Origin of the sequence: Pseudomonas putida (assembly GCF_005080685.1) — a bacterium.
GTDB lineage: Bacteria > Pseudomonadota > Gammaproteobacteria > Pseudomonadales > Pseudomonadaceae > Aquipseudomonas > Aquipseudomonas putida_V.
Genome location: NZ_CP039371.1, coordinates 6,404,525 through 6,429,197 on the forward strand (window position 1 = coordinate 6,404,525; position 24,673 = coordinate 6,429,197).

The following is a 24,673-nucleotide window of genomic DNA, read 5'->3' on the forward strand; positions in this document are numbered from 1 at the left end:
CCATGAGTGAGCTGTCGAAGGTCTCGGTGACGGCCCTCAAGGGCGTTGGCGACGCCATGGCCGAGAAACTCGCCAAGGTCGGCCTGGAGAACCTGCAGGACGTGCTGTTCCACCTGCCGCTGCGCTATCAGGACCGCACCCGCGTGGTGCCGATCGGAGCCCTGCGTCCAGGCCAGGACGCAGTGATCGAGGGCGTGGTCAGCGGCGCCGACGTGACCATGGGCAAGCGCCGCAGCCTGGTGGTGCGCCTGGGTGACGGCACGGGCACGCTGAGCCTGCGCTTCTACCACTTCAGCAATGCGCAGAAGGAAGGCCTCAAGCGCGGCACCCACCTACGCTGCTATGGCGAGGCCCGCCCAGGCGCCTCGGGCCTGGAAATCTACCACCCCGAATACCGTGCCCTGAATGGCGACGAGCCGGCGCCGCCGGTCGAACAGACACTGACGCCGATCTACCCGACCACCGAGGGGCTCACTCAGCAGCGTCTGCGCATGCTGTGCCAGCAGAGCCTGGGCATGCTTGGCCCGCGCAGCCTGCCGGACTGGCTGCCCGACCAGTTGGCCCGTGACTATCATCTGGCGCCGCTGGACGATGCTATCCGCTACCTGCACAACCCACCGGCCGACGCCGATCTCGACGAACTTGCCGAGGGCCAGCACTGGGCCCAGCACCGCCTGGCCTTCGAAGAGTTGCTGACCCACCAGCTGTCGCAGCAGCGCCTGCGTGAAAGCCTGCGCAGCCTGCGAGCGCCAGTGCTGCCCAAGGCCAACCGCCTGCAGGCCCAGTACCTGGCCAACCTGGGCTTCAAGCCCACCGGCGCGCAGCAGCGGGTAGCCAACGAAATCGCCTACGACCTGAGCCAGGCCGAGCCGATGATGCGCCTGGTGCAGGGCGACGTCGGCGCCGGCAAGACCGTGGTCGCCGCCCTCGCAGCGCTGCAGGCGCTGGAAGCCGGTTACCAGGTGGCGTTGATGGCGCCCACCGAGATCCTCGCCGAGCAGCATTACATCACCTTCAAGCGCTGGCTCGAGCCGCTGGGCCTGGACGTCGCCTGGCTGGCCGGCAAGCTCAAGGGCAAGGCACGCGCCAGTGCGCTGGAACAGATCGCCGGCGGCGCGCCGATGGTGGTCGGCACCCATGCGTTGTTCCAGGAAGAAGTGCAGTTCAAGCACCTGGCCCTGGCGATCATCGACGAACAGCACCGTTTCGGCGTGCAGCAGCGCCTGGCATTGCGCAAGAAAGGCGTGGCCGGCGAGCTCTGCCCGCACCAGTTGATCATGACCGCCACGCCGATTCCGCGAACCCTGGCGATGAGCGCCTACGCCGACCTCGACACCTCGGTGCTCGACGAACTGCCGCCGGGGCGCACGCCGGTCAATACCGTGCTGGTCGCCGACAGCCGCCGCTTCGAAGTGGTCGAGCGGGTGCGCGCCGCCTGCGCCGAGGGGCGCCAGGCCTACTGGGTATGCACCTTGATCGAGGAATCCGAAGAACTCACCTGCCAGGCCGCCGAAAGCACCTACGAGGAACTGGGCAGCGCCCTGGGCGAACTGCGTGTGGGCCTGATCCACGGGCGCATGAAGCCTGCGGAAAAGGCCGCGGTCATGGCCGAGTTCAAGCAGGGCAACCTGCAGTTGCTGGTCGCCACCACGGTCATCGAGGTTGGCGTGGACGTACCCAATGCCAGCCTGATGATCATCGAGAACCCCGAACGCCTCGGCCTTGCCCAGTTGCACCAGCTACGCGGTCGGGTTGGCCGGGGCAGCGCGGTCAGCCACTGCGTGCTGCTCTACCATCCGCCGTTGTCGCAAATTGGCCGCGAACGCCTGGGGATCATGCGCGAAACCAATGACGGCTTCGTCATCGCCGAGAAAGACCTGGAGCTGCGCGGACCGGGCGAGATGCTCGGCACACGCCAGACCGGTCTGCTGCAATTTAAGGTGGCCGACCTGATGCGCGACGCCGACCTGTTGCCGGCCGTGCGCGATGCCGCACAAGCTTTGCTGGCGCACTGGCCCGACCACGTCAGCCCATTGCTCGACCGCTGGCTGCGCCATGGGCAGCAATATGGACAAGTGTGAGGATCGTCTCATATTGGATCCAGCTTGCCGGGCAGGCTGGTTATACTTCGCGTTTGAAACGTTCACTGGATACAGGCCATGACTGAAGTTGCCCTGGACACCGCAACCCCACACGCCCCGTCTGTCATCCGCTTGTTGCTCGACAAGCTCAAGGTCGCCTACCGCGAGGTGCCTGAGCAGCCGGGCTTGCCGGCGGCATCGCGGGTCCAGGCGATCCTCGTCGACGATGAGGTCGGCGCCTTGCTGGTGCTGTTCCCGCGCAGCAAACTGCTGGACCTGCAGCGCCTGGAAGAACTGACCGGCCGCAAGCTCAAGGCCGTGCCGGTGGCGCGCCTGAAGCAGATGCTGGAAAAGCACCACCTCAAGGCCCTGCCGGCGATTCCCGCGCTGACCAGCTCGCCGTGCCTGTACGAGGCCCGGCTGCTGGAAGAAGAAACACTGCTGATCGAGTCCGGCGAGGCCGGCCTGTTGCTCGAGATCGAGCGCAGCGCCTTCCAGCGCATGCTCAGCAAGGCCAGCGCCGGCAGCTTCGGCCAGCCGATTCGCGATATCCGCCCCAACTTCGACCGCCCGGATGACGACCCGCGTGAAATCACCCAGGCGGTGCAGGCATTCACCGCCCGGCGCATCCAGAAGCGCCTGGAAGAAACCATCGAGATCCCACCGCTGGCCGACACCGCGCAAAAGATCATCAAGCTGCGTGTGGACCCCAACGCCAGCATCGACGACATCACCGGCGTGGTCGAGACCGACCCGGCCCTGGCCGCCCAGGTGGTCAGCTGGGCGGCCTCGCCCTACTACGCCTCGCCCGGCAAGATCCGCTCGGTCGAAGACGCCATCGTGCGTGTGCTGGGTTTCGACCTGGTGATCAACCTGGCCCTGGGCCTGGCCCTGGACAAGACCCTGACGCTGCCCAAGGATCACCCGCAACAGGCCACCCCGTACTGGCAGCAATCGATCTACACGGCCGCCGTGATCGAAGGCCTGACCCGCGCAATGCCACGCGCAGAGCGGCCGGAAGCGGGCCTGACCTACCTCGCCGGGTTGCTGCACAACTTCGGTTACCTGCTGCTGGCGCACGTGTTCCCGCCACACTTCTCGTTGATCTGCCGGCACCTGGAGGTCAACCCGCACCTGTGCCACACGTTCGTCGAACAGCACCTGCTGGGCATCAGCCGCGAACAGATCGGCGCCTGGCTGATGAACCTGTGGGACATGCCCGAGGAACTCACCAAGGCCCTGCGCTTCCAGCATGACCCGAGCTACGACGGCGAGTACGCGGCCTTCCCCAACCTGGTGTGCCTGGCTACCCGCCTGCTGCGCGCCCGGGGTATCGGCTCGGGGCCGCAGGCGGCGATTCCTGATGAGCTGCTCGATCGCCTGGGAATCACCCGCGACAAGGCCGAGGAAGTGGTGAGCAAGGTGCTGGAAGCCGAAGCGCTGCTGCGCGAACTGGCATCGCAGTTCAACACCCCGCAGTGAGGTCATTGGGGCCGCCATGCGGCCCCAGGGATTTCAGCCCTTCTTTTTCGGTTTCAGGTACTTCATCAGGCCCTGGAACCACATCACCAACGCCGGATTGCCCTTGATCTGGATGTGCTTGTCCTGGATGCCCTGCATGAACGCCAGCTGCTTGTTGCTGGCCTGCAGGGTGGCGAAACCGTAGGCGGCGTCCTTGAAGGCGATGGCGAACGCCGGTTGCGGATGGGTACCGCCCTTGCTGCTGACGCGCTCGTCACTGACGATGAAATGCCGCGCGACCTTACCGTCCAGCGTTTGCATCTGGAACACCAGGTCCTTGTCCTTGAGCTGCTGCTGGAATGCGGGGTTGTTACGGCTGGCCCTGGCCATCAACAGCCCCATGGCCCAGAGCAGGAAACGAAACTTCATCAACGCGCCTCGGTTGAAAAATGACTGAAGCGCGGAGTTTAGCCTTTTTTTGAACGAATTATCTGCATGAAGCTGCAACAGGCGCCCGGGGGCGCCCGTCGGCTGGAGGATGGCCCGCTAGGCGATCACTTGCCTTTCTTGCCCGGCTTGGCTGGGGTGTTGACGCTGTCGCGCAGGTTCTTGCCCGGCTTGAAGGCGACGGTGTTGCTGGCCTTGATCTTCACCGGCTGGCCGGTTTGCGGGTTCTTGCCGGTGCGGGCACCACGATGACGTTTTTCGAAGGTACCGAAGCCGACCAGGGTCACGGTGTCCTTGTTCAGGGCACCGGTGATGCTGTCGAGAATCGCGTTCAGCACCTGATTGGCCTTTTCCTTGGTCAGATCGGCCTTTTCGGCGATGACGGCGGCGAGTTCTGGTTTACGCATAGTGAAGCCTCTTTGACGGGAATTCTTGTTGTTATTGCCGTGCCACCCGAAGGGCGGCGTCCAAGGCGCCGCAGGCTCTAAACTGCGGCAGACGCGACTGAGAATGGCACGCCATCGGGGGCTGCGCCAGTATCTGCGCGGCCATTGTGCAGGCAATAACAGGACAATTCCGACAGAACGCCCGCTATTCACGCCATCAGGGGTGGCAACTGCCGATTCAGCGCCAGCTTCTCCATGACCGCCTCGCCGGTCAGCGCATAACCCAACAGCTGCCCATCGGCGCCGTGGCAGAGCACCTTGAGGTCGCTGCCCTGCCCTTCGACCTGCCAATTGCCTTCGCGCCCCAACGGAGGAGGCGATACCACCAGCGGGCAGGCTGGGGTTTTCACGGTGACCGGCATCGGCCCGTAGCTGACCGCCGTCGGGTTGCCGGCGAGGGTCTTGGCCAGGGCGCGGGCACAGGTCATCAAGGGCATCACGTAGAGCAGGTTGATGCCATCGACCTCGGCGCAATCGCCCAGGGCGAAGATGTTCTGGTGGCTGGTGCGCAGTTCGCGGTCCACCACCACGCCGCGATTGACCTGCAAACCGGCTGCCGCGGCAAGTTCGGTGCGCGGTCGCAAACCGATGGCCGACACCACCAGGTCGCAGGCGATCACCCGGCCATCGGAAAGATGCGCCTCCAGCCCGTCTGTCACCTGCTGCAAACGGGTCAGCACCGGCCCGAGGTGAAAACGCACGCCCAAGCCTTGCAGACCGGCCTGCACCGCTGCCGCGGCTGCTGGATGCAGCAGGGTCGGCATGACCTGCTCGCAAGGCGCCACCACATCGACCTCGAAGCCGCCCAGGCGCATGTCGTTGGCAAATTCGCAGCCGATCAGGCCGGCGCCGAGAATCAGTACCCGTCGCTTGCCTGCAGCGGCTGCACGCAGGCGGGCGTAGTCCTCGAGGTCGTTGACCGGGAATATCCACTCGGCCGCATCGCCTTCGATGGGCACCTGCACGGTCTGGGCGCCCAGCGCCAGCACCAGGTCGCGGTAGCTCACGGCCTCCTCGCCGATCCACAGGCGCTTGTGTCCGGGGTCGAAGCCGCTGATGCGGGTATGGGTGCGGATCTCGGCGTCGAGCTGCTCGGCCATGGCACCGGGTTCGGCCATGCTCAAGCCATCGGCGTCCTTCTGCTTGGCGAAGCCGGTGGAGAGCATGGGCTTGGAATAGGAACGACCGTCATCGGCGGTAATCAGCAGCAGCGGGGTCTGCTGGTCGAGCTTGCGCAATTCGCGGGCCAGGTTGTAGCCGGCGAGGCCGGTACCGACGATTACCACGGGAGACGTCATGTGGGGCATTCCTCAATCAGCCGATGGCGATCATTTCGAAGTCGATCTTACCTACGCCGCAATCGGGGCATAGCCAGTCTTCAGGCACATCTTCCCAGCGGGTGCCGGGGGCGATGCCGTCGTCAGGCCAGCCTTCGGCCTCGTCGTAGATCAAGCCGCATACGATGCATTGCCACTTTTTCATGGGTGTTGTTCCTCGGTACGGACTCAGGCTGTGTGTTGCAGCTGACGGCCCTTTCGCGGGCAAGCCCGCTCCTACAGAATTTGCATACCCAATCAGGGCTGCAGCGTACCTATGGGAGTGAGCTTGCCCAGCGAAAGGACCAACGCGCAATCTGTGCGGGCTTTTTAACGGCCCTGCCCCCAGTATGCAAGCGAACGGGGCAATCATGCTAAGCTCGGCGCCTCTCTGGTTGTCACAAGCATACCGACGTGCCGTACGAAACCCCGCAAGCAGCCGCTGTCGCGTGGCTGGCGTATTCACAGCTGGCGACCGAACTGGACCCGCCCACCCTGGACTGGCTGTTCGACGAAGGCTCGCTGACCCGCCGCCTCACCCGCCTCTCCCATGATCACTTCAGCGTCACGCCCCTGTTCGAGGGCTGGCAGGCGCTGCGCGATGACGAATGCCAGGCCTTGGGCATCGCCCCCGGTGCCGAAGGCTGGGTGCGCGAGGTATTCCTGCGTGGCCACGGCGAGCCTTGGGTGTTCGCCCGCAGCGTGGCCAGCCGCCAGGCCTTGGAACGCGGCGGGCTCGACCTGGAAACCCTGGGTAGCCGCTCGTTGGGCGAACTGCTGTTCTGCGACCAGGCCTTCGTCCGCCACCCCATCGAAGTGTGCAGTTATCCACAGCCCTGGCTACCCGCCGACAACGCCTATGCTGGCCTATGGGGCCGACGCTCGCGCTTCGAGCGGGACGGCCTGGAGCTTCTGGTGGCCGAGGTGTTCCTGCCCACGCTGTGGCACGCGGCCAAGGAGGAGACCCGCTGATGTACCTGCAACTGCTCAAGTCGTTCAACCGCCTGCATCCACGCGCCTGGGACTTCATCCAGCTCAGCCGCATGGACCGGCCGATCGGCATCTACCTGCTGCTCTGGCCGACCCTGTCAGCGGTATGGATCGCAGGGCTTGGCTCGCCGAGCCTGGCCAACGTGCTGATCTTCGGCCTCGGCGTGGTACTGATGCGCGCCGCCGGCTGCTGCATCAACGACTTCGCCGATCGCAAGGTCGATGGCCACGTCAAGCGCACCGCCGACCGTCCCCTGGCCAGCGGCCGGGTGCGCCCACGCGAGGCGCTGGCACTGTTCGCCCTGCTGGTCGGCGTGAGCTTCCTGCTGGTGCTGTGCACCAACAGCCGCACCGTGTGGCTGTCGTTCGGCGCCGTCGCCCTGGCGGCGTGCTACCCGTTCATGAAGCGCTACACCTATTACCCGCAGGTGGTGCTGGGCGCTGCGTACTCCTGGGGCATCCCCATGGCCTTCACCGCTGCCGGCGGCGAGCTGCCGGCCAGTGCCTGGCTGCTGTACATCGCCAACCTGCTGTGGACGGTGGGCTACGACACCTACTACGCCATGGTCGATCGTGACGACGACCTGAAGATCGGGGTGAAATCCACCGCGATCCTGTTCGGCGAGGCCGACCGGGTGATCATCCTGACCCTGCAACTGCTGTCGCTGGGCTGCCTCCTGCTGGCTGGGAGCCGCTTCGAACTCGGTGGCTGGTTCCACCTCGGGGTGCTGGGTGCGGCGGCGTGCTTCGCCTGGGAGTTCTGGTCGACGCGCAAGCTGGACCGCGAGTCGTGTTTCAAGGCGTTCCTGCACAACCATTGGGCGGGGTTGCTGGTGTTCATCGGGGTGGTGCTGGATTACGCACTGCGCTAGGTCTTTGGGGCTGCTGTAAAGCCCATTCGCGACACGAGGCCGCTCCCACAGGGGTCGGCGTGTGCAGGTCCATGTGGGAGCGGCCTCGTGTCGCGAATGGGCCGCACAGCGGCCCCGGCAATCTCAAGGCTTGGCGATGTGCCAGACGTCCTTCATGCCATCGCCGGTGGTATCCCCGGCTTTCTTGTCCTTGACGAACGTGTACAGCGGCTTGCCGTCGTAGGCCCATTGCTTGCTGCCATCGTCACGCATCACCACCGTCCACTTGTCCTTCGGCGCTTCGTCGTCGGACTTGACCATCAGCGGCGGCCAATTCTTGGCACACTCGCCGTTACACATCGACTTGCCCCCGGAGTCCTTGTCGAAGGTATAAAGCGTCATGCCGGCATGATCGACCCACATGCCGTCCTTTTCCATGGCATGGTGCGCCGAGGCCACCCCCGGTAGCGCGAATGCAGCAAGAAGGGCCATCCAGCTCAGCGTATGTCGTGTCATTGGAGTCACCGTGAATTCGGGGGTATTGAGGTTCTGCTCACCGCAATGGTGGCTTTTTGAAGCCTAGTTCAGACACGGAATGTCGCCATATCGGCCAAGACTCTGTCACACAGCTGCAATAATTCCGTTATCTAATGCGGGCCAAGACACGATATCCCAGGAGAGGTTTTGAGCATGGTTGGCAGGAACATTCTGATCGTCGACGACGAAGCGCCCATTCGCGAGATGATCGCCGTTGCGTTGGAAATGGCCGGCTATGACTGCCTGGAGGCCGAAAACTCCCAGCAGGCCCACGCCATCATCGTCGACCGCAAGCCCGACCTGATCCTGCTCGACTGGATGCTCCCGGGCACCTCGGGCATCGAGCTGGCGCGCCGCCTCAAGCGCGACGAACTGACCGGCGACATCCCGATCATCATGCTCACCGCCAAGGGCGAAGAGGACAACAAGATCCAGGGCCTGGAAGTCGGCGCCGACGACTACATCACCAAGCCGTTCTCGCCACGCGAGCTGGTGGCGCGCCTGAAGGCCGTGCTGCGCCGCACCGGCCCGAACGACAGCGAGGCGCCGATCGAAGTCGGCGGCCTGTTGCTCGACCCGATCAGCCACCGCGTGACCATCGACGGCAAGCCGGCGGAAATGGGCCCGACCGAATACCGCCTGCTGCAGTTCTTCATGACCCACCAGGAGCGCGCCTACACCCGTGGCCAACTGCTCGACCAGGTGTGGGGCGGCAACGTCTACGTCGAGGAACGCACGGTCGACGTGCACATCCGTCGCCTGCGCAAAGCGTTGGGTGAAGTCTATGAAAATCTGGTACAAACCGTCCGGGGCACCGGCTACCGCTTCTCGACCAAGAGCTGATCGAGTACTCGAGCGCCAAGCTGCAAGCCGTTGTACAAGGACCGTCAATTGAACCAGAACTGGCACGCGACACTGATTCGTCACCTGCTGCTGCTGATCACCGTCTGCATGATCGGCGGCCTGGTCAGCGGGTACTACGGCTGGAGCTTGGCCATCGGCCTGGCGCTCTACCTGGGCTGGACCCTCAAGCAGCTGCTGCGCCTGCACCACTGGCTGCGCAACCATCAACCCGATGAAGCACCTCCCGACGGCTACGGCCTGTGGGGCGAGGTGTTCGACAGCATCTACCACCTGCAACGCCGCGACCAGCGCGTGCGCGGTCGCCTGCAGGCGGTGATCGACCGCGTGCAGGAGTCCACCGCGGCGCTGCGTGACGCGGTGATCATGCTCGACAGCGACGGCAACCTGGAGTGGTGGAACCGCGCCGCGGAGACCCTGCTGGGCTTCAAGACCCCCCAGGATGGCGGCCAGCCGGTCACCAACCTGGTGCGCCACCCGCGCTTCAAGGAGTATTTCGAGGCCGAGAACTACGCCGAGCCGCTGGAAATCCCCTCGCCGATCAACGACCGCCTGCGCGTGCAACTGCACATCACCCGCTATGGCAACAGCGAGCACCTGATGCTGGTACGCGATGTCACCCGCATCCATCAGCTCGAACAGATGCGCAAGGATTTCGTCGCCAACGTGTCCCACGAACTGCGCACGCCGCTGACCGTCATCACCGGCTACCTGGAAACCCTGCTCGACAACGTCGACGAAGTGAACCCGCGCTGGGCCCGAGCCCTGCAGCAGATGAGCCAGCAGGGCTCGCGCATGCAGACGCTGCTCAACGACCTGCTGCTGCTGGCCAAGCTCGAGGCCACCGATTATCCCTCGGACAACCAGCCGGTGATGGTCGACGCGCTATTGCAGTCGATCAAGGGCGATGCCCAGGCGTTGTCCGGCTCACGCAACCAACGCATCAGCCTGGAAGTGGCCCCCGGCGTGCGCCTCAAGGGCAGCGAGGCGGAACTGCGCAGTGCGTTTTCCAACCTGGTGTTCAACGCCGTCAAATACACCCCTGACGAGGGCAGCATCCGCATCCGCTGGTGGAGCGACGAGCAAGGTGCGCACCTGAGCGTGCAGGACTCGGGGATCGGCATCGATGCCAAGCACCTGCCGCGCCTGACCGAACGCTTCTACCGGGTGGACTCCAGCCGCGCGTCGAATACCGGGGGCACCGGGCTGGGCCTGGCGATCGTCAAGCATGTGCTGCTGCGCCACCGTGGGCGCCTGGAGATCAGCAGCGTGCCGGGCCATGGCAGTACCTTCACCTGTCATTTTGCTCCGGCACAATTGGCCAACGGCAAGGGTTGAGAACAGGCCTGCTTGCCCGCGAAGGGCTCCAGCCGCTACATTGGATCCCTTGTGCCAGCAAGCGCTGGCACTTTTTCTTTTCCTGACTGAAGACGGACCCCGTTAAAACCCCATCATGGACCCTTCCCCTAGTATCACCCTCGCCTCTGTTTTTGCCGATTTCGGCATGATCCTGTTTGCCTTGTTCCTGGTGCTGCTCAACGGCTTCTTCGTTGCCGCCGAGTTCGCCATGGTCAAGCTGCGCTCCACCCGCGTCGAGTCCATCGCCGAACTGCACGGCTGGCGCGGCAGCATCCTGCGCAAGGTGCACAACCAGCTCGACGCCTACCTGTCGGCCTGTCAGCTCGGTATCACCCTCGCCTCCCTGGGCCTGGGCTGGGTCGGCGAACCGGCCTTCGCCCACCTGCTCGAGCCACTGCTGGCCTACCTGGGCGTGGACACCCCCGAGCTGATCAAGGCGGTGTCGTTCTTCGTCGCCTTCTTCGTCATCTCGTACCTGCACATCGTGGTCGGCGAGCTGGCACCCAAGTCGTGGGCGATCCGCAAGCCCGAGCTGCTGTCGCTGTGGACGGCGGTGCCGCTGTACCTGTTCTACTGGGTGATGTACCCAGCCATCTACCTGCTCAACGCCAGCGCCAACGCCATCCTGCGCATCGCCGGCCAAGGCGAGCCCGGCCCGCACCACGAGCACCACTACAGCCGTGAGGAACTCAAGCTGATCCTGCACTCCAGCCGTGGCCAGGACCCGAGCGACCAAGGCATGCGCGTGTTGGCCTCGGCGGTGGAGATGGGTGAGCTGGAAGTGGTCGACTGGGCCAATTCGCGCGAGGACATGGTCAGCATCGACGCCCATGCCCCGCTCAAGGAAATCCTCGCCCTGGTGCGCCGCCACAAGTTCAGCCGCTACCCGGTGTACGACGCCGAGCGCGAAGAGTTCACCGGCCTGCTGCACATCAAGGACCTGCTGCTGGAGTTGGCCGAGCTCGAACACCTGCCGCAAAGCATCGACCTCGAGGACCTCGCCCGCCCCCTGGAGCGAGTATCCCGGCACATGCCGCTGGCCCAGCTGCTGGAGCAGTTCCGCAAGGGTGGCGCGCACTTCGTGCTGGTCGAGGAAGCCGACGGCAAGGTCATCGGCTACCTGACCATGGAAGACGTACTGGAAGTGCTGGTCGGCGATATCCAGGACGAACACCGCAAGACCGAGCGCGGCATCCTCGCCTACCAGCCCGGCAAGTTGCTGGTACGAGGCGACACGCCGCTGTTCAAGGTCGAGCGCCTGCTCGGCATCGACCTCGATCACATCGAGGCGGAAACCCTGGCAGGGCTGGTCTACGAGACCCTCAAGCGGGTGCCCGAGGAAGAGGAAGTGCTGGAAGTCGAAGGCCTGCGCATCATCATCAAGAAGATGAAAGGGCCCAAGATCGTCCTGGCCAAGGTACTCAAGCTCGACTGACCGGCATCACGGGTTACCGGCGGTGAAGTCCGGCAAGCCACCCAGCGGCCGGTCGAACTGGTAGGGGATCGACACGTAGTCCTCCCCTGCACTGCGCTGCACCACGAAGTGCAGGTGCGGCCCGCTGCTGTTGCCGGTATTGCCTGATCTGGCCAGCGGCTGGCCGCGTGCCACGCGCTGGCCCTTGCGCACCAGCACCGAGCCACGCTGCAGGTGCATATAGCCGCCATAGGTGCCGTCCGGGTGACGGATGCGCACGAAATTGCCCGCCGGGTTGCCGCGCCTGCCCCACTGGCGGTTTTCCACTTCCACCACGACGCCTTCGCGCGCCGCGACGATCGGCGTGCCTTCGGGCATGGCGATGTCCATGGCGTAGCGGCCCTTGGGGCCGCTGTGGCTGAAGCGACCATTGGGCCCTTGGCTCAGCCGAAACGGCCCGCCGCGCCATGGGAATGGGTAACGGTAGGCGTGCGGAAATGGCGTCAGGCCCGGGTCTCCCAACACGGCGGCTCGGGCACCGGGGCTGGGTCGGTAGGAATAGGACACCACGCCGAAGGTGTCGGTGGTGGTGTAAAGGGTCACGCCCAGGCTCGACGCCGAAGCCGTGAGCAAGGCACAGAACAGCAGCGGGCGAGTGAGCATGATAGTGGCTTTTTGACAGTTAGTATCTGTCGAAGCCTAGCAGCGGGTTTTCGACGCGCGATTGCAGTTGGTCGGATGTGCCCCCATCGGTCTGTCGGAGCTGGCTGGCCGGTGATGGGGGCAGCCGAGGTTCAGGCCCCAGGCGTGAAATGCTTCTGCGACGTGCCGCGGGCGATCAGGCGCGACAGGTAGTCGAGCTTCTGTGCATCCTGGTCGACGAACTTGAAGGTCAATTGCAGCCAGTCGCTCTCGGGCTTGGGCTCCAACGCAGCGATGGCGTGCAGGTAGCCGTTCAGGCGCGCCACCTCGGCATTCTCACCCTGCTCCAGGTCCAGCACCGCGCCTTCGAGCACTTGCGGCAGCACAGTGCCACGGCGCACCACCAACAGCGCCTCCTTGAGGCTCAGTGCCTTGATCACGCAGGGTTGCGTGCCACTGGCCAGACGCAGTTGGCCCTGGCCCCGGCCGGCCTGGGCCTGGGCGGCGGCGGTCTTGGGTGCCGGCGCGTTGATCAACGGCTTGGCCGCGGCCATGGGCGCTGCGACCTTGGCCGCCTCGGGCTTGCCGCCGGTCAGGGCGCTCAGCGAATCGTTGGCGAACGCCGAGTTGACCCGTGCCGGAGCACCGGCCACCAGGCTTTCGAGCTTGCCGATCTTGGTCAGGGCTTTCTTTACCTTGGTCAACAGCTGCTCGTTGGTGAACGGCTTGCCGACGAAGTCGGACACACCGGCCTGGATGGCCTGGATCACGTTCTCCTTGTCGCCTCGGCTGGTCACCATGATGAACTGCATGGCTTTCATCTCTTCCTGCTGACGGCACCAGCTCAGCAGCTCGAGGCCGGACATCTCCGGCATTTCCCAGTCGCACAGGACCAGGTCGAAACGTTCCTTGGCCAACATGGCCATGGCCTTGCGGCCGTTGACCGCATCTTCGATCACCATGCCTGGAAAGGCATTGCGCAGGCACTTGCGGACCAGGTCGCGGATGAACGGGGCATCATCCACAACCAGTACATTCACTTTACTCATCGATACTCCTCTTGATCCCGACTAGCATACCGCCGACTGATGGCCATTTGCCAAACCCCTGGTCAGGCCGGGACCTCTGTGTTCGTTCGCGGGTGCCTGCTCAGTGCTCGATCGCAAACGAAAACGCCCGGCAAAGGCCGGGCGTTGAGGCTCGGGAGCAACCTTATTTATCGTCAGGTTCGCCCGGAACATTAGCGCTTTCGCCTGCCTCGCCCGCAGTGCCTTCGACCTCGGCCTTCATGCGCTTGAGACCCATGTGGCGCACGTCGGTACCGCGTACCAGGTAGATCACCAACTCCGAGATGTTGCGGGCGTGATCGCCGATCCGCTCCAGCGAACGCAGGACCCAGATCACGCTGAGCACCCGCGAGATCGAGCGCGGGTCTTCCATCATGTAGGTCACCAGCTCGCGCAGCGCGGTCTTGTACTCGCGGTCGATGGTCTTGTCGTACTGGGCCACCGAAAGCGCCAGGTCGGCGTCGAAGCGGGCAAAGGCGTCCAGTGCGTCACGCACCATGTTGCGTACCTGGTCGCCGATATGACGCACTTCGACGTAGCCGCGTGGCGACTCGCCTTCCTCGCACAGCTGGATGGCGCGGCGGGCGATCTTGGTCGACTCGTCGCCGATGCGCTCCAGGTCGATCACCGACTTGGAGATGCTGATGATCAGGCGCAGGTCGGAGGCGGCCGGCTGACGGCGGGCGAGGATGCGCAAGCACTCCTCGTCGATGTTGCGCTCCATCTGGTTGATCTGCTCGTCGACCTCGCGCACCTGCTGGGCCAGGCCCGAGTCGGCCTCGATCAGTGCGGTGACCGCGTCGTTGACCTGTTTCTCGACCAGGCCGCCCATGGCCAGGAGGTGGCTGCGCACTTCCTCGAGCTCAGCGTTGAACTGCTGGGAAATGTGGTGCGTAAGGCTTTCTTTGTTGATCATGCTGTCGCTCCGCAAAGCGTTGGAATCGGTCGACCCGGTACGGGCGGGTATATCGGGGCGCCAATCAGCCGTACCGACCGGTGATGTAGTCTTCGGTCTGCTTCTTCGCCGGGTTGGTGAACAGGGTGTCGGTATCACCGAATTCGACCAGTTTGCCCATGTACATGAACGCGGTGTAGTCCGAAACGCGGGCCGCCTGTTGCATGTTGTGGGTGACGATGACGATGGTGAACTTGGATTTCAGTTCGTAGATCAGCTCTTCGACCTTCAGCGTCGAGATCGGGTCCAGGGCCGAGCACGGTTCGTCGAGCAGCAGCACTTCGGGCTCGACGGCGATGGTGCGGGCGATCACCAGGCGCTGCTGCTGGCCGCCGGAGAGGCCCAGGGCCGATTCGTGCAGGCGGTCCTTGACCTCGTCCCACAGCGCCGCACCCTTGAGCGCCCATTCCACCGCCTCATCCAGTACACGCTTCTTGTTGATGCCCTGGATGCGCAGGCCGTACACCACGTTTTCGTAGATGGTCTTGGGGAACGGGTTGGGTTTCTGGAACACCATGCCGACCCGACGGCGCAGCTCGGCCACGTCCTCGCCCTTGCGGTAGATGTCGTGGCCGTAGAGGTTGATGGCGCCTTCGACCCGGCAACCATCGACCAGGTCGTTCATGCGGTTGAAGGTACGCAGCAGGGTCGACTTGCCGCAACCGGACGGGCCGATGAAAGCGGTCACGCGTTGCTTGGGGATGTTCATCTGCACGTCGAACAGGGCCTGCTTGTCGCCGTAGAACAGGGACAGGCCAGGTACTTCGATGGCCACGGTTTCCTCGGCCAGGCGCAGGCCCTGCTTGTTGCGACCCAGGGCAGACATGTCGATGCCGCGGGTGTGGGAATCTTGCTGCATGGTCAACTCCATACGCTATCAATTCGTTTCAAAGGGCCGCTCGCTTGGAGCGGCGCGCTTGCGATCGGGTTCAGCTGTCCAGGGCCTTGTACTTCTCGCGCAGGTGGTTACGGATCCACACCGCCGAGAGGTTGAGGGTGGCGATCACCAGCACCAGCAACAATGCGGTGGCGTACACCAGCGGCCGCGCGGCCTCGACGTTGGGGCTCTGGAAGCCGACGTCATAGATGTGGAAGCCCAGGTGCATGATCTTCTGGTCCAGGTGCAGGTACGGGTAGTTGCCATCGAGCGGCAACGACGGCGCCAGCTTCACCACACCCACCAGCATCAGCGGCGCCACCTCGCCCGCGGCGCGGGCCACGGCGAGGATCATGCCGGTCATCATCGCCGGGCTGGCCATCGGCAGGACGATCTTCCACAGGGTCTCGGCCTTGGTCGCGCCCAGCGCCAGCGAGCCCTCGCGCAGCGTGCGCGGGATACGCGCCAGGCCTTCTTCGGTCGCCACGATCACCACCGGCACGGCCAGCAGCGCCAGGGTCAGCGACGCCCACAGCAGGCCCGGAGTGCCCAGGGTCGGCGCCGGCAGCGCCTCGGGGAAGAACAACCGGTCGATCGAGCCGCCCAGCACGTAGACGAAGAAGCCCAGGCCGAACACTCCGTAGACGATCGCCGGAACGCCCGCCAGGTTGTTCACCGCAATGCGGATCAGGCGGGTCACCGGGCCTTGCTTGGCGTACTCGCGCAGGTAGACCGCCGCCAGCACGCCGAATGGCGTGACGATCACGGCCATGATCAGGGTCATCATCACGGTACCGAAGATGGCCGGGAAGATCCCGCCCTCGGTGTTGGCTTCACGCGGGTCGTCGCTGAGGAATTCCCAGACCTTGGCGAAGTAGTTACCGAGCTTGGCGAAGGCCGACATGCCGTTCGGCTGGATGGCATGCACCACCTTGCTCAGGTTGATCTCCACTTCGCGGCCGTTGCCGTCGCGGGCTACCAGGCTATCGCGGGCGAAGTCCTGGTGCAGGCCCATCAGGCGGTCTTCGATGGCCTTGTAGCGGCTGGTCAGCTCGGCCCGCTCGGCATCCATGTCGGCCTGGGCCTGGGCGTCCAGCTTGCCGTCCAGCTCAAGCTTGCGGGCGTGCAGGCGCAGGCGCTCGAGGCCATGGTTGATGGCACCGATATCCTTCTTCTCCAGCTGCGTCAGCTGGTCGTTGAGCTGGCTGGCACGCTTGAGACGGGCTTGCAGCTCGGGCCAGGCCGTGGTGCCTTCGGCGACCACCTTGCCGTTCTCCTTGACGCTGACCAGGTAGCCGTAGAAGTTGCCCCACTCGCGGCGCTCCAGGGCCATCAGCTCGCCCGGGTGCTGTTCGTCCACCAGCCAGTCGCCGACCACCCAGGTGAAATCGCTGCCGTTGAGGTCGCGGTTACCGACCTTGATCAGCTCGCGGGTCATGAATTCCGGGCCTTCGTCCGGCACCGGCAAGCCGGCGCCCTTGAGCCGGGCACGCGGCACCTCTTCCTTTTGCACCACTTCACCGATCACCACGTGGTCGGCCTGGCCCGGCACTTTATAGGTGGCCTGGATCAGGTCGGCCGGCCAGAAGTGCCCCAGGCCGCGCACGGCGATCACCGCCAGCAGGCCCACGGTCATGATCACCGCCATGGCCACGGCGCCGCCGCTGACCCAGACGCCAGGTGCGCCGCTCTTGAACCAGCCCTTGAGGGAATCCTTTTTCACGGATCTCTACCTTTCTATCAAAGCGACGAGTATTTCTTGCGCAGACGCTGGCGAATCAGCTCGGCCAAGGTGTTCATGACGAAGGTGAACATCAGCAGCACGAGGGCGGCGAGGAACAGCACGCGGTAGTGGCTGCCGCCGACTTCCGATTCGGGCATTTCCACGGCCACGTTGGCGGCCAGGGTGCGCATGCCTTCGAACAGGTTCATTTCCATCACCGGGGTGTTGCCGGTGGCCATCAGCACGATCATGGTCTCGCCCACCGCACGGCCCATGCCGATCATCAGCGCCGAGAAGATACCTGGGCTGGCGGTGAGGATGACCACGCGGGTCAGGGTCTGCCAGGGCGTCGCGCCCAGCGCCAGCGAGCCCAGGGTCAGGCTGCGCGGCACGCTGAACACGGCGTCCTCGGCGATGGAGTAGATGTTCGGGATGACCGCGAAGCCCATGGCGATACCGACCACCAGGGCGTTGCGCTGGTCGTAGGTGATGCCCAGGTCATTGGTTATCCACAAGCGCATGTCGCCGCCGAAGAACCAGTTCTCCATGTGCGGGCTCAGGGTCAGCGCCAACCAGCCGGTGAACAGGATCACCGGGATCAGGATCGCGGCTTCCCAGCCGTCCGGCACGCGCAGGCGGATCGATTCCGGCAGGCGGCTCCAAGCGAAGCCGGCCAGGAGGATGCCAAACGGCAGCAGCACGAACAGGCTGAACACACCGGGCAGGTGGCCTTCGAGGTACGGCGCGAGGAACAGGCCGGCGAAGAAGCCGAGGATCACCGTCGGCATCGCCTCCATCAGCTCGATCACCGGCTTGACCTTGCGGCGCATGCCCGGGGCCATGAAGTAAGCGGTGTAGATGGCCGCGGCGACGGCCAGCGGAGCCGCGAGAATCATCGCGTAGAACGCCGCCTTGAGGGTCCCGAAGGTCAGGGGCGAAAGGCTCAGTTTGGGCTCGAAGTCGGTGTTCGAGGCCGTCGACTGCCACACGTACTTGGGCTCATCGTAGTTCTCGTACCAGACCTTGCCCCACAGCGCGCTGAAGGAAATTTCCGGGTGCGGGTTGCGTAGGCTCAGCGGCAGCAGCTTGCCACCCTGTTCGATGATGATGCGGTTGGCGCGCGGCGAAAGGGCCAGCACGCCCGCGCCCTCGGCGACCGGCTCGACCAGCAGGGTGCGGTGCGCGGTGCTGTGGAACACGCCCAGCTCGCCGGCACTGTCGAGAGCGATGAAGCCCTTGCGACGCTCCTCGGCGTCGATCTGCACGATGGGCGCCTTGCCCAGCTGGAAGGTGCGGATCTGCTTGAAACGCGACTCGCCATCCGCATCGCGGGCCATGAACCACTGGGCCAGGCCACCCTTGGAATCGCCCAGGATCAGCGAAATCCCCCCCACCAGCTGGCCACTGGCGGTGATTTCGGTATCGGCGCTCTCGGTGAGCTTGTAGCGGCCATTGAGGCGCTTGTCGCGCAGGCTGAAGACATCGGCGGTGGCGCGACCGTTGATCACGTACAGCCACTGCTGGCGCGGGTCGATGAAGATGTTCTTCACCGTCTCGGTCATCTGCGGCAGCTCGATGCGGTTCTGCTCGGTGCTGACCTCGCCGGTCAGCATGTTCTCGCTGCTCGACAGCTGCAGCACCTGCAGTTGGGCGCCGGTGGAGCCGGCCAGCACCAAGGTCTCGCCGTTGAGGTTGACGCTCACATGGTCGAGGGCACGGCCCTGTTCGTCGAGCAGGAACGGCTGCTCGCCATACGGGTAGTCGATGCCAGGGGTGATGGTCTTTTTATTGTCCGGGTAGGTGATCTTGTAGGTGTGGTGGAACACCAGCGCCTGGCCATTGCTCAGGCCCAGCACCACCAGTGCGCTGCCCGGTTGGTCGGTACCGATCGAGTTGACCTGGGTGCCTGCCGGCAGCGGCAGGTCGACGCGCTTGAGTTCGGCGCCGCTCTTGGTATCGAAGAACAACGCCTGGCCCTTGTCCGAGACCCGCATGCCGACCAGATTCTGCTCCTCGAGCGCGATCATCAGCGGCTTGCCGGCATCCTGCTGCAGCCAGGTCGGCTCCAGGGCCTTCTTGCTGGTCAGCTCGGCGCCCTGGAACAGGGGCAGCACCACGTAGGCCAGGTAGAAGAAGATCAGGGTGATCGCAGCCAGCACGGCAAGCCCGCCCACCAGTACATACCAGCGGGTCAGGCGATCCTTGAGGGCGCGCATGCGGCGCTTGCGTTGCAGCTCGGGGGTGTTGAAATCGATCCGCTCGGGCGGGGAATTTTGGGTCATTGTGGAATTGGCCAGATCATTCATGCGCACACCCTAGCGGTCCCGTATGACAAAAACATGACAATGCAGTGACGCGACGAAGCCCGAAGCGCAGCAAGCCTGGCCTCGGACCGGAAAATACTGGAAGGAGGCTGGCGATATGCCAGCCCACTTCTTCAGTTACTTACTTCTTTGCAACGTTACCGGCGTGGGACAGGCCCAGGTCAGCCAGGGTCTTGTCGACCACCTTGGCCGGCAGCGGGATGTAGCCATCCTTCACCACAACCTGCTGGCCCGCCTGCGACAGCACCAGCTTGACGAATTCGGCTTCCAGCGGCGCCAGAGGCTTGTTCGGTGCCTTGTTGACGTAGACGTACAGGAAGCGCGACAGCGGGTACGAGCCGTTCAGGGCGTTGGCTTCGTTGTCCTCGACGAACTCGCCGCCTTCTTTCTTGGCCAGGGCCACGGTCTTGACGCTGGCGGTCTTGTAGCCGATGCCGGAGTAGCCGATGCCGTTCAGCGAGGAGCTGATCGACTGTACGACCGACGCCGAGCCGGGCTGTTCGTTGACGTTGGCCTTGAAGTCGCCTTTGCACAGGGCTTCTTCCTTGAAGTAGCCGTAGGTGCCCGATACCGAGTTACGACCGAACAGCTGCACCGGCTTGTTGGCCAGGTCGCCGGTCACGCCCAGGTCGCCCCAGGTCTTGACCTCGGCCTTGGCGCCGCACAGGCGGGTCGAGGAGAAGATGGCATCGACCTGGGCCATGGTCAGGCCCTTGATCGGGTTGTCCTTGTGCACGAACACGGCCAGGGCGTCGACGGCAACCGGAATGGCGGTCGGCTTGTAGCCGTACTTCTGCTCGAAGGCCTGCAGCTCGACGTCCTTCATCTTGCGGCTCATCGGGCCGAGGTTGGCGGTGCCTTCGGTCAGCGCGGGTGGCGCGGTGGAGGAACCGGCCGCCTGGATCTGGATGTTTACGTTCGGATATTCCTTCTTGTAGGCCTCGGCCCACAAGGTCATCAGGTTCGCGAGCGTATCGGAACCGACGCTGGAGAGGTTGCCCGAAACACCGGTGGTCTTGGTGTAGGTCGGGATCGCAGGGTCGACGGCGGCTACCGCGTTGGCGGTCGCAACGCCCGCGGCGGCAAAGGTGAGGGCCGCCATCAAACGCTTCAGTTTCATGCCTTGCTCCTAGCAGGAATATTGGGGTTGGATGGAACGGGGCCCAGTATCTGCAGGCCGCATGAATACGATATGACTTCAATGTGACAGTTGGATGAAAGGCCATCATCGGAAAACGAGGATGGCCTTCGCACGGGTCTAGGCGACGGGGGCGTTATTCTAGAGCTCTCTTCGGTCCCTGAACATCAGGTACAACGGGCTCATACCCGAGCCCTCGGGGAATACCACGATGTAGTCGTCGAATCGGGCGTGGGTCAGCGCAGGGAAGTTTTCAAGCTGCGGTACTCGCGGGATGTTGAGATACCCGACACTGCTTGGCCTGGAGCGGTCCCGGTCAGCATAGGCAGACTGCGTTGTCTGCCAAACCACGCTGACAGGCGCCTCTCCCTCGCTGGTGAATGCGAACGCCTGTCGCGAGGCATCCCAGCGAGCTGCCCGGACACGTACGTGCGAGGGAACAACCGAGCCCTGAGTCGACGTCATCACCACATGGGAGTAGCGCGTCCAAGGCTTGATACCCGTCACCAAACCCGTGCTGCGCTCCTTCACCCTGGAGCAAAGGCGCATCGGCAGGGATACCTGCGCACGGCTTGCAGCCAACGCCGCCCAGTCCAGAGGCTCCAAATCACTGATCGCTGTCAGCGGCACCGTGAAGGCGAAGCGCGGGTCGTCGCTTGGCGTGCTCAGCACGAACTCCAGCACATCCGCGTAACTACCAGGGTGCTCGCCCTGCACGGAGGTGCCCTGCCACTCCAGTTCTGCCACGGCCGAGCGCAAGGTCTTGATCAGACCTCGCTGGTACTCGGCAGTCTCGCGCTTCAACCCCTGGGCCGTCAGCAGCTGGGGGTACAGGCTTGCCACATGGGCAGAGGCCGCCAAGGTCAGGGACCCATGGCCTGGCCCGGATCTCGTGGCCTTGGCCAGTTGTGCGATCTGCGCTTTGAGTCGCTCGATCAGGGCTACGCCTCGCTCGTATAAAGGAGGATGCCGCGTCAGCGCCGCAGCGAGTGCGGCGCCGTGCTGCTGACTGGCCGTTGTCATTTCACGCAGAACCACAGCCTGGGTCGCGGGGTTGGAAAAGGGGCTTTTGACGTCCCGCTTTGCCGCATCCAGTGCGAACTTTACCGACATCTGCAAGCGCTCTAATGAACCCAGGGCTTGTTTGGCCTGGTGTTGGGCCGCCTCCAACACGCGCAGCACGGAGACTGCTGCAGCCAGTTGCTGGGCAGGTGTCCCGGCAATGGGACCCTGCGACAGTGCGCGTTCCAACAGGGTGGCTTTGTGCTTGAAATCACGCTCGCCCGCCTGGATCTCGGCGGCCAGCTTGCGCACCCGTTCCAGATTGCGCTTGGCTGTCTGGTCCGCACGCTGCTCGCGGGTCAGCGTTTGACGCGCGGGTGGCGCTGGCGGTGCAGCCTGGCCTTTGAATGCCGCCCGGCCGTTTCGTCGGTGCCATGATTTGATCGTTTCGACGATTTCATCGGGTGAATTGATGCTCCCGGTTCTCTCTGCCTCCGAATAAAACAATAAGTCGCTGCCTGAGGGGTGGCCGACAATTTTGTCGAAGTGGGCGATGAGCGTATCGTGATGTGACTGATCGACCTCCACGTTCCAAATAGCGTGGACGAACGCGGAGAATTCGCGTTCGTCGTAGTGGTTCAACTGCTTCTTGAGCTCCATGCAAATACTTTCTCCAGTTCAAGAACGATGAGGTTCAGAGGCAGCGATCAGTGATTGAGCCTCGGCACGATCGCGTTCATAGCCGGTTTCTTTTACAGTAAAAGCAAAGCCGGTCACATTCAGTTGAACATCATAATCTACAACAATAGCCAACTCTGGATAGCCCATGCTTGTTAAAGCAAACTTATCCCAACCTCCAAGTTCCTGCAGCACTATCGGCATTTTGAATGGGCCTTTCGAAAGCATCGGTTCACCAAAGATCTTTAAGGCCGACTCACGCGATTTGCACACAGAGTATGGTTCAGGGAGTGCATGTGCATAGACTGGGGCCTCTGAAAAGCCCTCGACCAACAGTACGCTGATCGACTCGAACGCTCGTGTCTCAGCCCAGAAACTTGCCGTAAGGCCGGGGACTGGCTCGATGAAGATGGATAAAGACTCAGGAAAAGGCTCCAAAATCGGCCCGGACGGAAATATGCTTTCGGCAACCAATTCATCAAGTGGCCGACCTAAGTTGTCAAGGTACGTTTTCAGCTGAGTAATATTCATTAGTTCAATCCCAGACCGTCATGGAGCGCAAGCAACTGCTGGCGCGCTTGTTCAATATCGTCTTCGGTAAAGCCGTACTCCAACAAGCCCGGCTTCAACGCATTTAAATTACTGTCCACAGCTGCGCGCAAATCGGAGGCGTCATGCTCTTGCTTAGACCTAGAATTCCTACCACCATAGGTCTCGCTATATTTACGATGCACCTCTGTCGGTATAACTATGCTCGGCGCCGACTCCAAAAGTTTTTTGATTTCATGTGCTTTCAAATGCGGTCTATCCACAGATAAGAAACGCAAATACGCCTTCCGAGACACAATATGATCAACGTCCATTTGATCATTCACGCTCCGACGACTCAGATCATTATAGTTCCCAACCTCCAACGGCTTGGCGGGCTCGTAGTTGACCAGCCCTGGTGCCGGCAGATCCGTCTCGCCACCAAACCCGGGGATTATCGCACCCGTCTCGTCCGGGCTCTCCCCAGGAAGTATTTCAATACCTGGCAGTACGGGTTCGACCGAAGATCCCGGAAGAATCCCCGGAATGGTAGGCGCCTCTGGTAACAGCGTGGGCCCCAGCAGTTCCGCGCGCGGCGCCACTGCCGAGAACAATGGATTTGCCCAGAGACGATTCGGCTTCTACCCGGTAGGTATCGGTCAGCGGGTCGAAAACGGCATTTCTCACAGGGACTTCAGCGGCGACCCCGGCCCCTGTAGACACCACGGCCACGCCACTGCCGCCGGCAACAGCTTCGATCTTGATGCGCTGGTTCAAACGCGCAGAGCCGCCAGCATCGGCGATGGCCTGCAGGTTCTGGCCGGTTTGGACGCCCAGCAAGTCCGCACGCAGGCCTAAGCCTTCGAGGTGCCGCCTGCGTTGCGCGTCAGTCAGTTCGCCATTGCCCAACTCCGGCGAATAGAGCATGGCCGTGGCGCTCAGGCTGACGGTCTGGCCTGCGCGAATCGCCGCGACCCGGAACACCTCCTTGGAGGCATTGCCAATGGCCTGCTCGATCACTCTGGCCAGGTCCGCTGCCACCTGGGCGCCTGCCTGAGTGAGCAACACGCCACCGGCATGAGCGGCAGCAACCGGTGCCGTCAGTGTCGCGGCCTGCTTCAGTCGCTCAAAGCGCCGGTCCTCATCGGCCTGCTGCTTGAAACGGATCCGGGCTTCACGCTGCTCGGCGTACGCCCGCTGCTGAGCCCATTGCGCTTCTCGTTCACGCCACAGCTGCGTTTGCCGCCCATGTTCGGCGAGCAGGGTCGCTGCGCGTGCGGACAACTGCTTGATGGCTTCCTGCAGCAGTGCTGCCTGCTGGCCCGCCAGATAGGCCGCTTCCCAGTCGCGGTACAGCTGCTGCATCTGAGGCGCGGTAGGGAGCCCCGCGAGGCGTGCAGCGTAGGCCTGGGCGGTCATGCCATGGCTGGCGAACTTACCTGCCAGCGCCTGGCGCCCAGCCAGCTCCCGCTGCTTGGCGGCAATCAGCCCTAGCGTTTCGCTACGCGCCTTGGTGATCTGGTAGAGCTGCCAGCGTTCACTGGGATCGTGGACGGGGCGGGTCCGGGCAGCGTCGATCTCTTGGCTCAGGGCGTGAGCCAAGCCGCGTTTCAGGGCAGCGAAATGGCTGTCGAGTTGCGCACGGCGCGCTTCACGGGCCTGGGCATGGGTATCGACGCGCTGGCGATGGGCCTTGGCCAGCGCCTCGGCACGCGCCCGCGCTGCGGCGCCCTGGCGCGCCTGTTCTTCGGCCTGCGCCTGGGCGAGCGCGGCGGCACGGGCCCTGGCGCGTTTCTTGGCGCGGCGTCGGCTGGAGCTGGAAAAGCCCCCACCGAATCCCCCACCGCCACCAATACTGAAAAAACCGCCTCCGCCGGCATCAAAACCGGAGGAGCCAGGGGTGATGACGACATCGCCCCTTGAGTTGTCGTTGAATGTATTTTGAGCCACACAGATTCTCCTTTTCTGTGTGGCGC

General features: G+C 63.7%; 23 protein-coding genes. 7 read left to right on the forward strand and 16 right to left on the reverse strand.

Annotation, left to right across the window (positions count from 1 at the left end; all coding sequences use genetic code 11):
* Positions 1–2 precede the first annotated feature (2 nt).
* Both recG and E6B08_RS29705 read left to right on the forward strand, forming a co-directional pair.
* Entirely contained in the window at positions 3–2,081 is a 2,079-nt protein-coding gene (recG, locus tag E6B08_RS29700) for an ATP-dependent DNA helicase RecG (RefSeq protein ID WP_136917230.1), read from the forward strand.
* Between the two features lie 78 nt (positions 2,082–2,159).
* Positions 2,160–3,563: an HDOD domain-containing protein gene (locus tag E6B08_RS29705; RefSeq protein ID WP_136917231.1), complete on the forward strand. Its 1,404-nt coding sequence runs from the start codon at positions 2,160–2,162 to the stop codon at positions 3,561–3,563.
* Positions 3,564–3,596: 33 nt separating this feature from the next.
* Here E6B08_RS29705 and E6B08_RS29710 read toward each other — a convergent pair whose 3' ends face one another.
* The 4 genes from E6B08_RS29710 to E6B08_RS29725 form a co-directional block, all read right to left on the reverse strand.
* The gene (locus E6B08_RS29710; RefSeq protein ID WP_136917232.1) at positions 3,597–3,971 is read right to left on the reverse strand and encodes an SCP2 sterol-binding domain-containing protein; all 375 of its coding nucleotides are present in this window, start codon (positions 3,969–3,971) and stop codon (positions 3,597–3,599) included.
* A 125-nt stretch (positions 3,972–4,096) separates the two neighbouring features.
* Positions 4,097–4,396, reverse strand: coding sequence for an HU family DNA-binding protein (locus tag E6B08_RS29715; protein WP_136917233.1), 300 nt, complete (start codon positions 4,394–4,396; stop codon positions 4,097–4,099).
* Between the two features lie 188 nt (positions 4,397–4,584).
* On the reverse strand, positions 4,585–5,733 hold the full coding sequence (locus E6B08_RS29720; RefSeq protein WP_136917234.1) for an NAD(P)/FAD-dependent oxidoreductase: 1,149 nt from the start codon (positions 5,731–5,733) through the stop codon (positions 4,585–4,587).
* 16 nt (positions 5,734–5,749) lie between these two features.
* The gene (locus E6B08_RS29725) at positions 5,750–5,917 is read right to left on the reverse strand and encodes a rubredoxin (RefSeq protein ID WP_128321935.1); all 168 of its coding nucleotides are present in this window, start codon (positions 5,915–5,917) and stop codon (positions 5,750–5,752) included.
* Between the two features lie 248 nt (positions 5,918–6,165).
* Here E6B08_RS29725 and E6B08_RS29730 point away from each other — a divergent pair, with 248 nt between their 5' ends.
* Together E6B08_RS29730 and ubiA are read left to right on the forward strand one after the other, a co-directional pair.
* Complete coding sequence (locus tag E6B08_RS29730) at positions 6,166–6,723, forward strand: chorismate--pyruvate lyase family protein (protein WP_136917235.1); 558 nt, start codon at positions 6,166–6,168, stop codon at positions 6,721–6,723.
* The gene (gene ubiA / locus E6B08_RS29735) at positions 6,723–7,613 is read left to right on the forward strand and encodes a 4-hydroxybenzoate octaprenyltransferase (protein WP_136917236.1); all 891 of its coding nucleotides are present in this window, start codon (positions 6,723–6,725) and stop codon (positions 7,611–7,613) included. Before E6B08_RS29730 ends, ubiA begins: the two co-directional genes overlap by 1 nt.
* A gap of 123 nt (positions 7,614–7,736) precedes the next feature.
* On the opposite strand, the gene E6B08_RS29740 is transcribed toward ubiA, so the two are convergent.
* Positions 7,737–8,108, reverse strand: a complete 372-nt coding sequence (locus tag E6B08_RS29740; protein ID WP_136917237.1) for a hypothetical protein — start codon at positions 8,106–8,108, stop codon at positions 7,737–7,739.
* A 174-nt stretch (positions 8,109–8,282) separates the two neighbouring features.
* Between E6B08_RS29740 and phoB the strand changes: the two genes are divergently transcribed.
* The 3 genes from phoB to E6B08_RS29755 all read left to right on the forward strand — a co-directional run bounded on the left by phoB (position 8,283) and on the right by E6B08_RS29755 (position 11,784).
* Complete coding sequence (phoB, locus tag E6B08_RS29745) at positions 8,283–8,972, forward strand: phosphate regulon transcriptional regulator PhoB (protein WP_133325506.1); 690 nt, start codon at positions 8,283–8,285, stop codon at positions 8,970–8,972.
* 108 nt (positions 8,973–9,080) lie between these two features.
* Complete coding sequence (gene phoR, locus E6B08_RS29750) at positions 9,081–10,328, forward strand: phosphate regulon sensor histidine kinase PhoR (RefSeq protein WP_238349373.1); 1,248 nt, start codon at positions 9,081–9,083, stop codon at positions 10,326–10,328.
* Positions 10,329–10,443: 115 nt separating this feature from the next.
* Positions 10,444–11,784 (forward strand): hemolysin family protein, encoded by a 1,341-nt coding sequence (locus E6B08_RS29755; protein WP_136917239.1) that lies wholly within the window; start codon positions 10,444–10,446, stop codon positions 11,782–11,784.
* Between the two features lie 6 nt (positions 11,785–11,790).
* Here E6B08_RS29755 and E6B08_RS29760 read toward each other — a convergent pair whose 3' ends face one another.
* From E6B08_RS29760 to E6B08_RS29805, 11 genes are all read right to left on the reverse strand, one after another.
* Positions 11,791–12,426, reverse strand: coding sequence for a M23 family metallopeptidase (locus tag E6B08_RS29760; RefSeq protein WP_136917240.1), 636 nt, complete (start codon positions 12,424–12,426; stop codon positions 11,791–11,793).
* Positions 12,427–12,557: 131 nt separating this feature from the next.
* On the reverse strand, positions 12,558–13,454 hold the full coding sequence (locus E6B08_RS29765) for a response regulator (RefSeq protein WP_136917241.1): 897 nt from the start codon (positions 13,452–13,454) through the stop codon (positions 12,558–12,560).
* Between the two features lie 163 nt (positions 13,455–13,617).
* The gene (gene phoU, locus E6B08_RS29770; RefSeq protein WP_136917242.1) at positions 13,618–14,388 is read right to left on the reverse strand and encodes a phosphate signaling complex protein PhoU; all 771 of its coding nucleotides are present in this window, start codon (positions 14,386–14,388) and stop codon (positions 13,618–13,620) included.
* A gap of 64 nt (positions 14,389–14,452) precedes the next feature.
* Positions 14,453–15,286, reverse strand: coding sequence for a phosphate ABC transporter ATP-binding protein PstB (gene pstB, locus E6B08_RS29775; protein ID WP_136917243.1), 834 nt, complete (start codon positions 15,284–15,286; stop codon positions 14,453–14,455).
* Positions 15,287–15,356: 70 nt separating this feature from the next.
* Positions 15,357–17,027 carry a phosphate ABC transporter permease PstA gene (pstA, locus tag E6B08_RS29780; RefSeq protein WP_136917244.1) on the reverse strand — a complete coding sequence of 557 codons (1,671 nt, stop codon included), beginning with the start codon at positions 17,025–17,027 and terminating at the stop codon, positions 15,357–15,359.
* 17 nt (positions 17,028–17,044) lie between these two features.
* A complete protein-coding gene (locus E6B08_RS29785; protein ID WP_136917245.1) occupies positions 17,045–19,333 on the reverse strand; it encodes an ABC transporter permease subunit in 2,289 nt (762 codons plus the stop codon).
* 139 nt (positions 19,334–19,472) lie between these two features.
* Positions 19,473–20,471: a phosphate ABC transporter substrate-binding protein PstS gene (locus tag E6B08_RS29790; RefSeq protein WP_136917246.1), complete on the reverse strand. Its 999-nt coding sequence runs from the start codon at positions 20,469–20,471 to the stop codon at positions 19,473–19,475.
* 159 nt (positions 20,472–20,630) lie between these two features.
* The gene (locus E6B08_RS29795) at positions 20,631–22,151 is read right to left on the reverse strand and encodes an S-type pyocin domain-containing protein (RefSeq protein WP_136917247.1); all 1,521 of its coding nucleotides are present in this window, start codon (positions 22,149–22,151) and stop codon (positions 20,631–20,633) included.
* An 18-nt stretch (positions 22,152–22,169) separates the two neighbouring features.
* Complete coding sequence (locus E6B08_RS29800; protein WP_136917248.1) at positions 22,170–22,700, reverse strand: DUF6392 family protein; 531 nt, start codon at positions 22,698–22,700, stop codon at positions 22,170–22,172.
* A complete protein-coding gene (locus tag E6B08_RS31240; protein WP_238349273.1) occupies positions 22,700–23,032 on the reverse strand; it encodes a hypothetical protein in 333 nt (110 codons plus the stop codon). Before E6B08_RS31240 ends, E6B08_RS29800 begins: the two co-directional genes overlap by 1 nt.
* A gap of 160 nt (positions 23,033–23,192) precedes the next feature.
* Positions 23,193–24,647 carry an S-type pyocin domain-containing protein gene (locus E6B08_RS29805; protein ID WP_238349274.1) on the reverse strand — a complete coding sequence of 485 codons (1,455 nt, stop codon included), beginning with the start codon at positions 24,645–24,647 and terminating at the stop codon, positions 23,193–23,195.
* Positions 24,648–24,673: the final 26 nt, after the last annotated feature.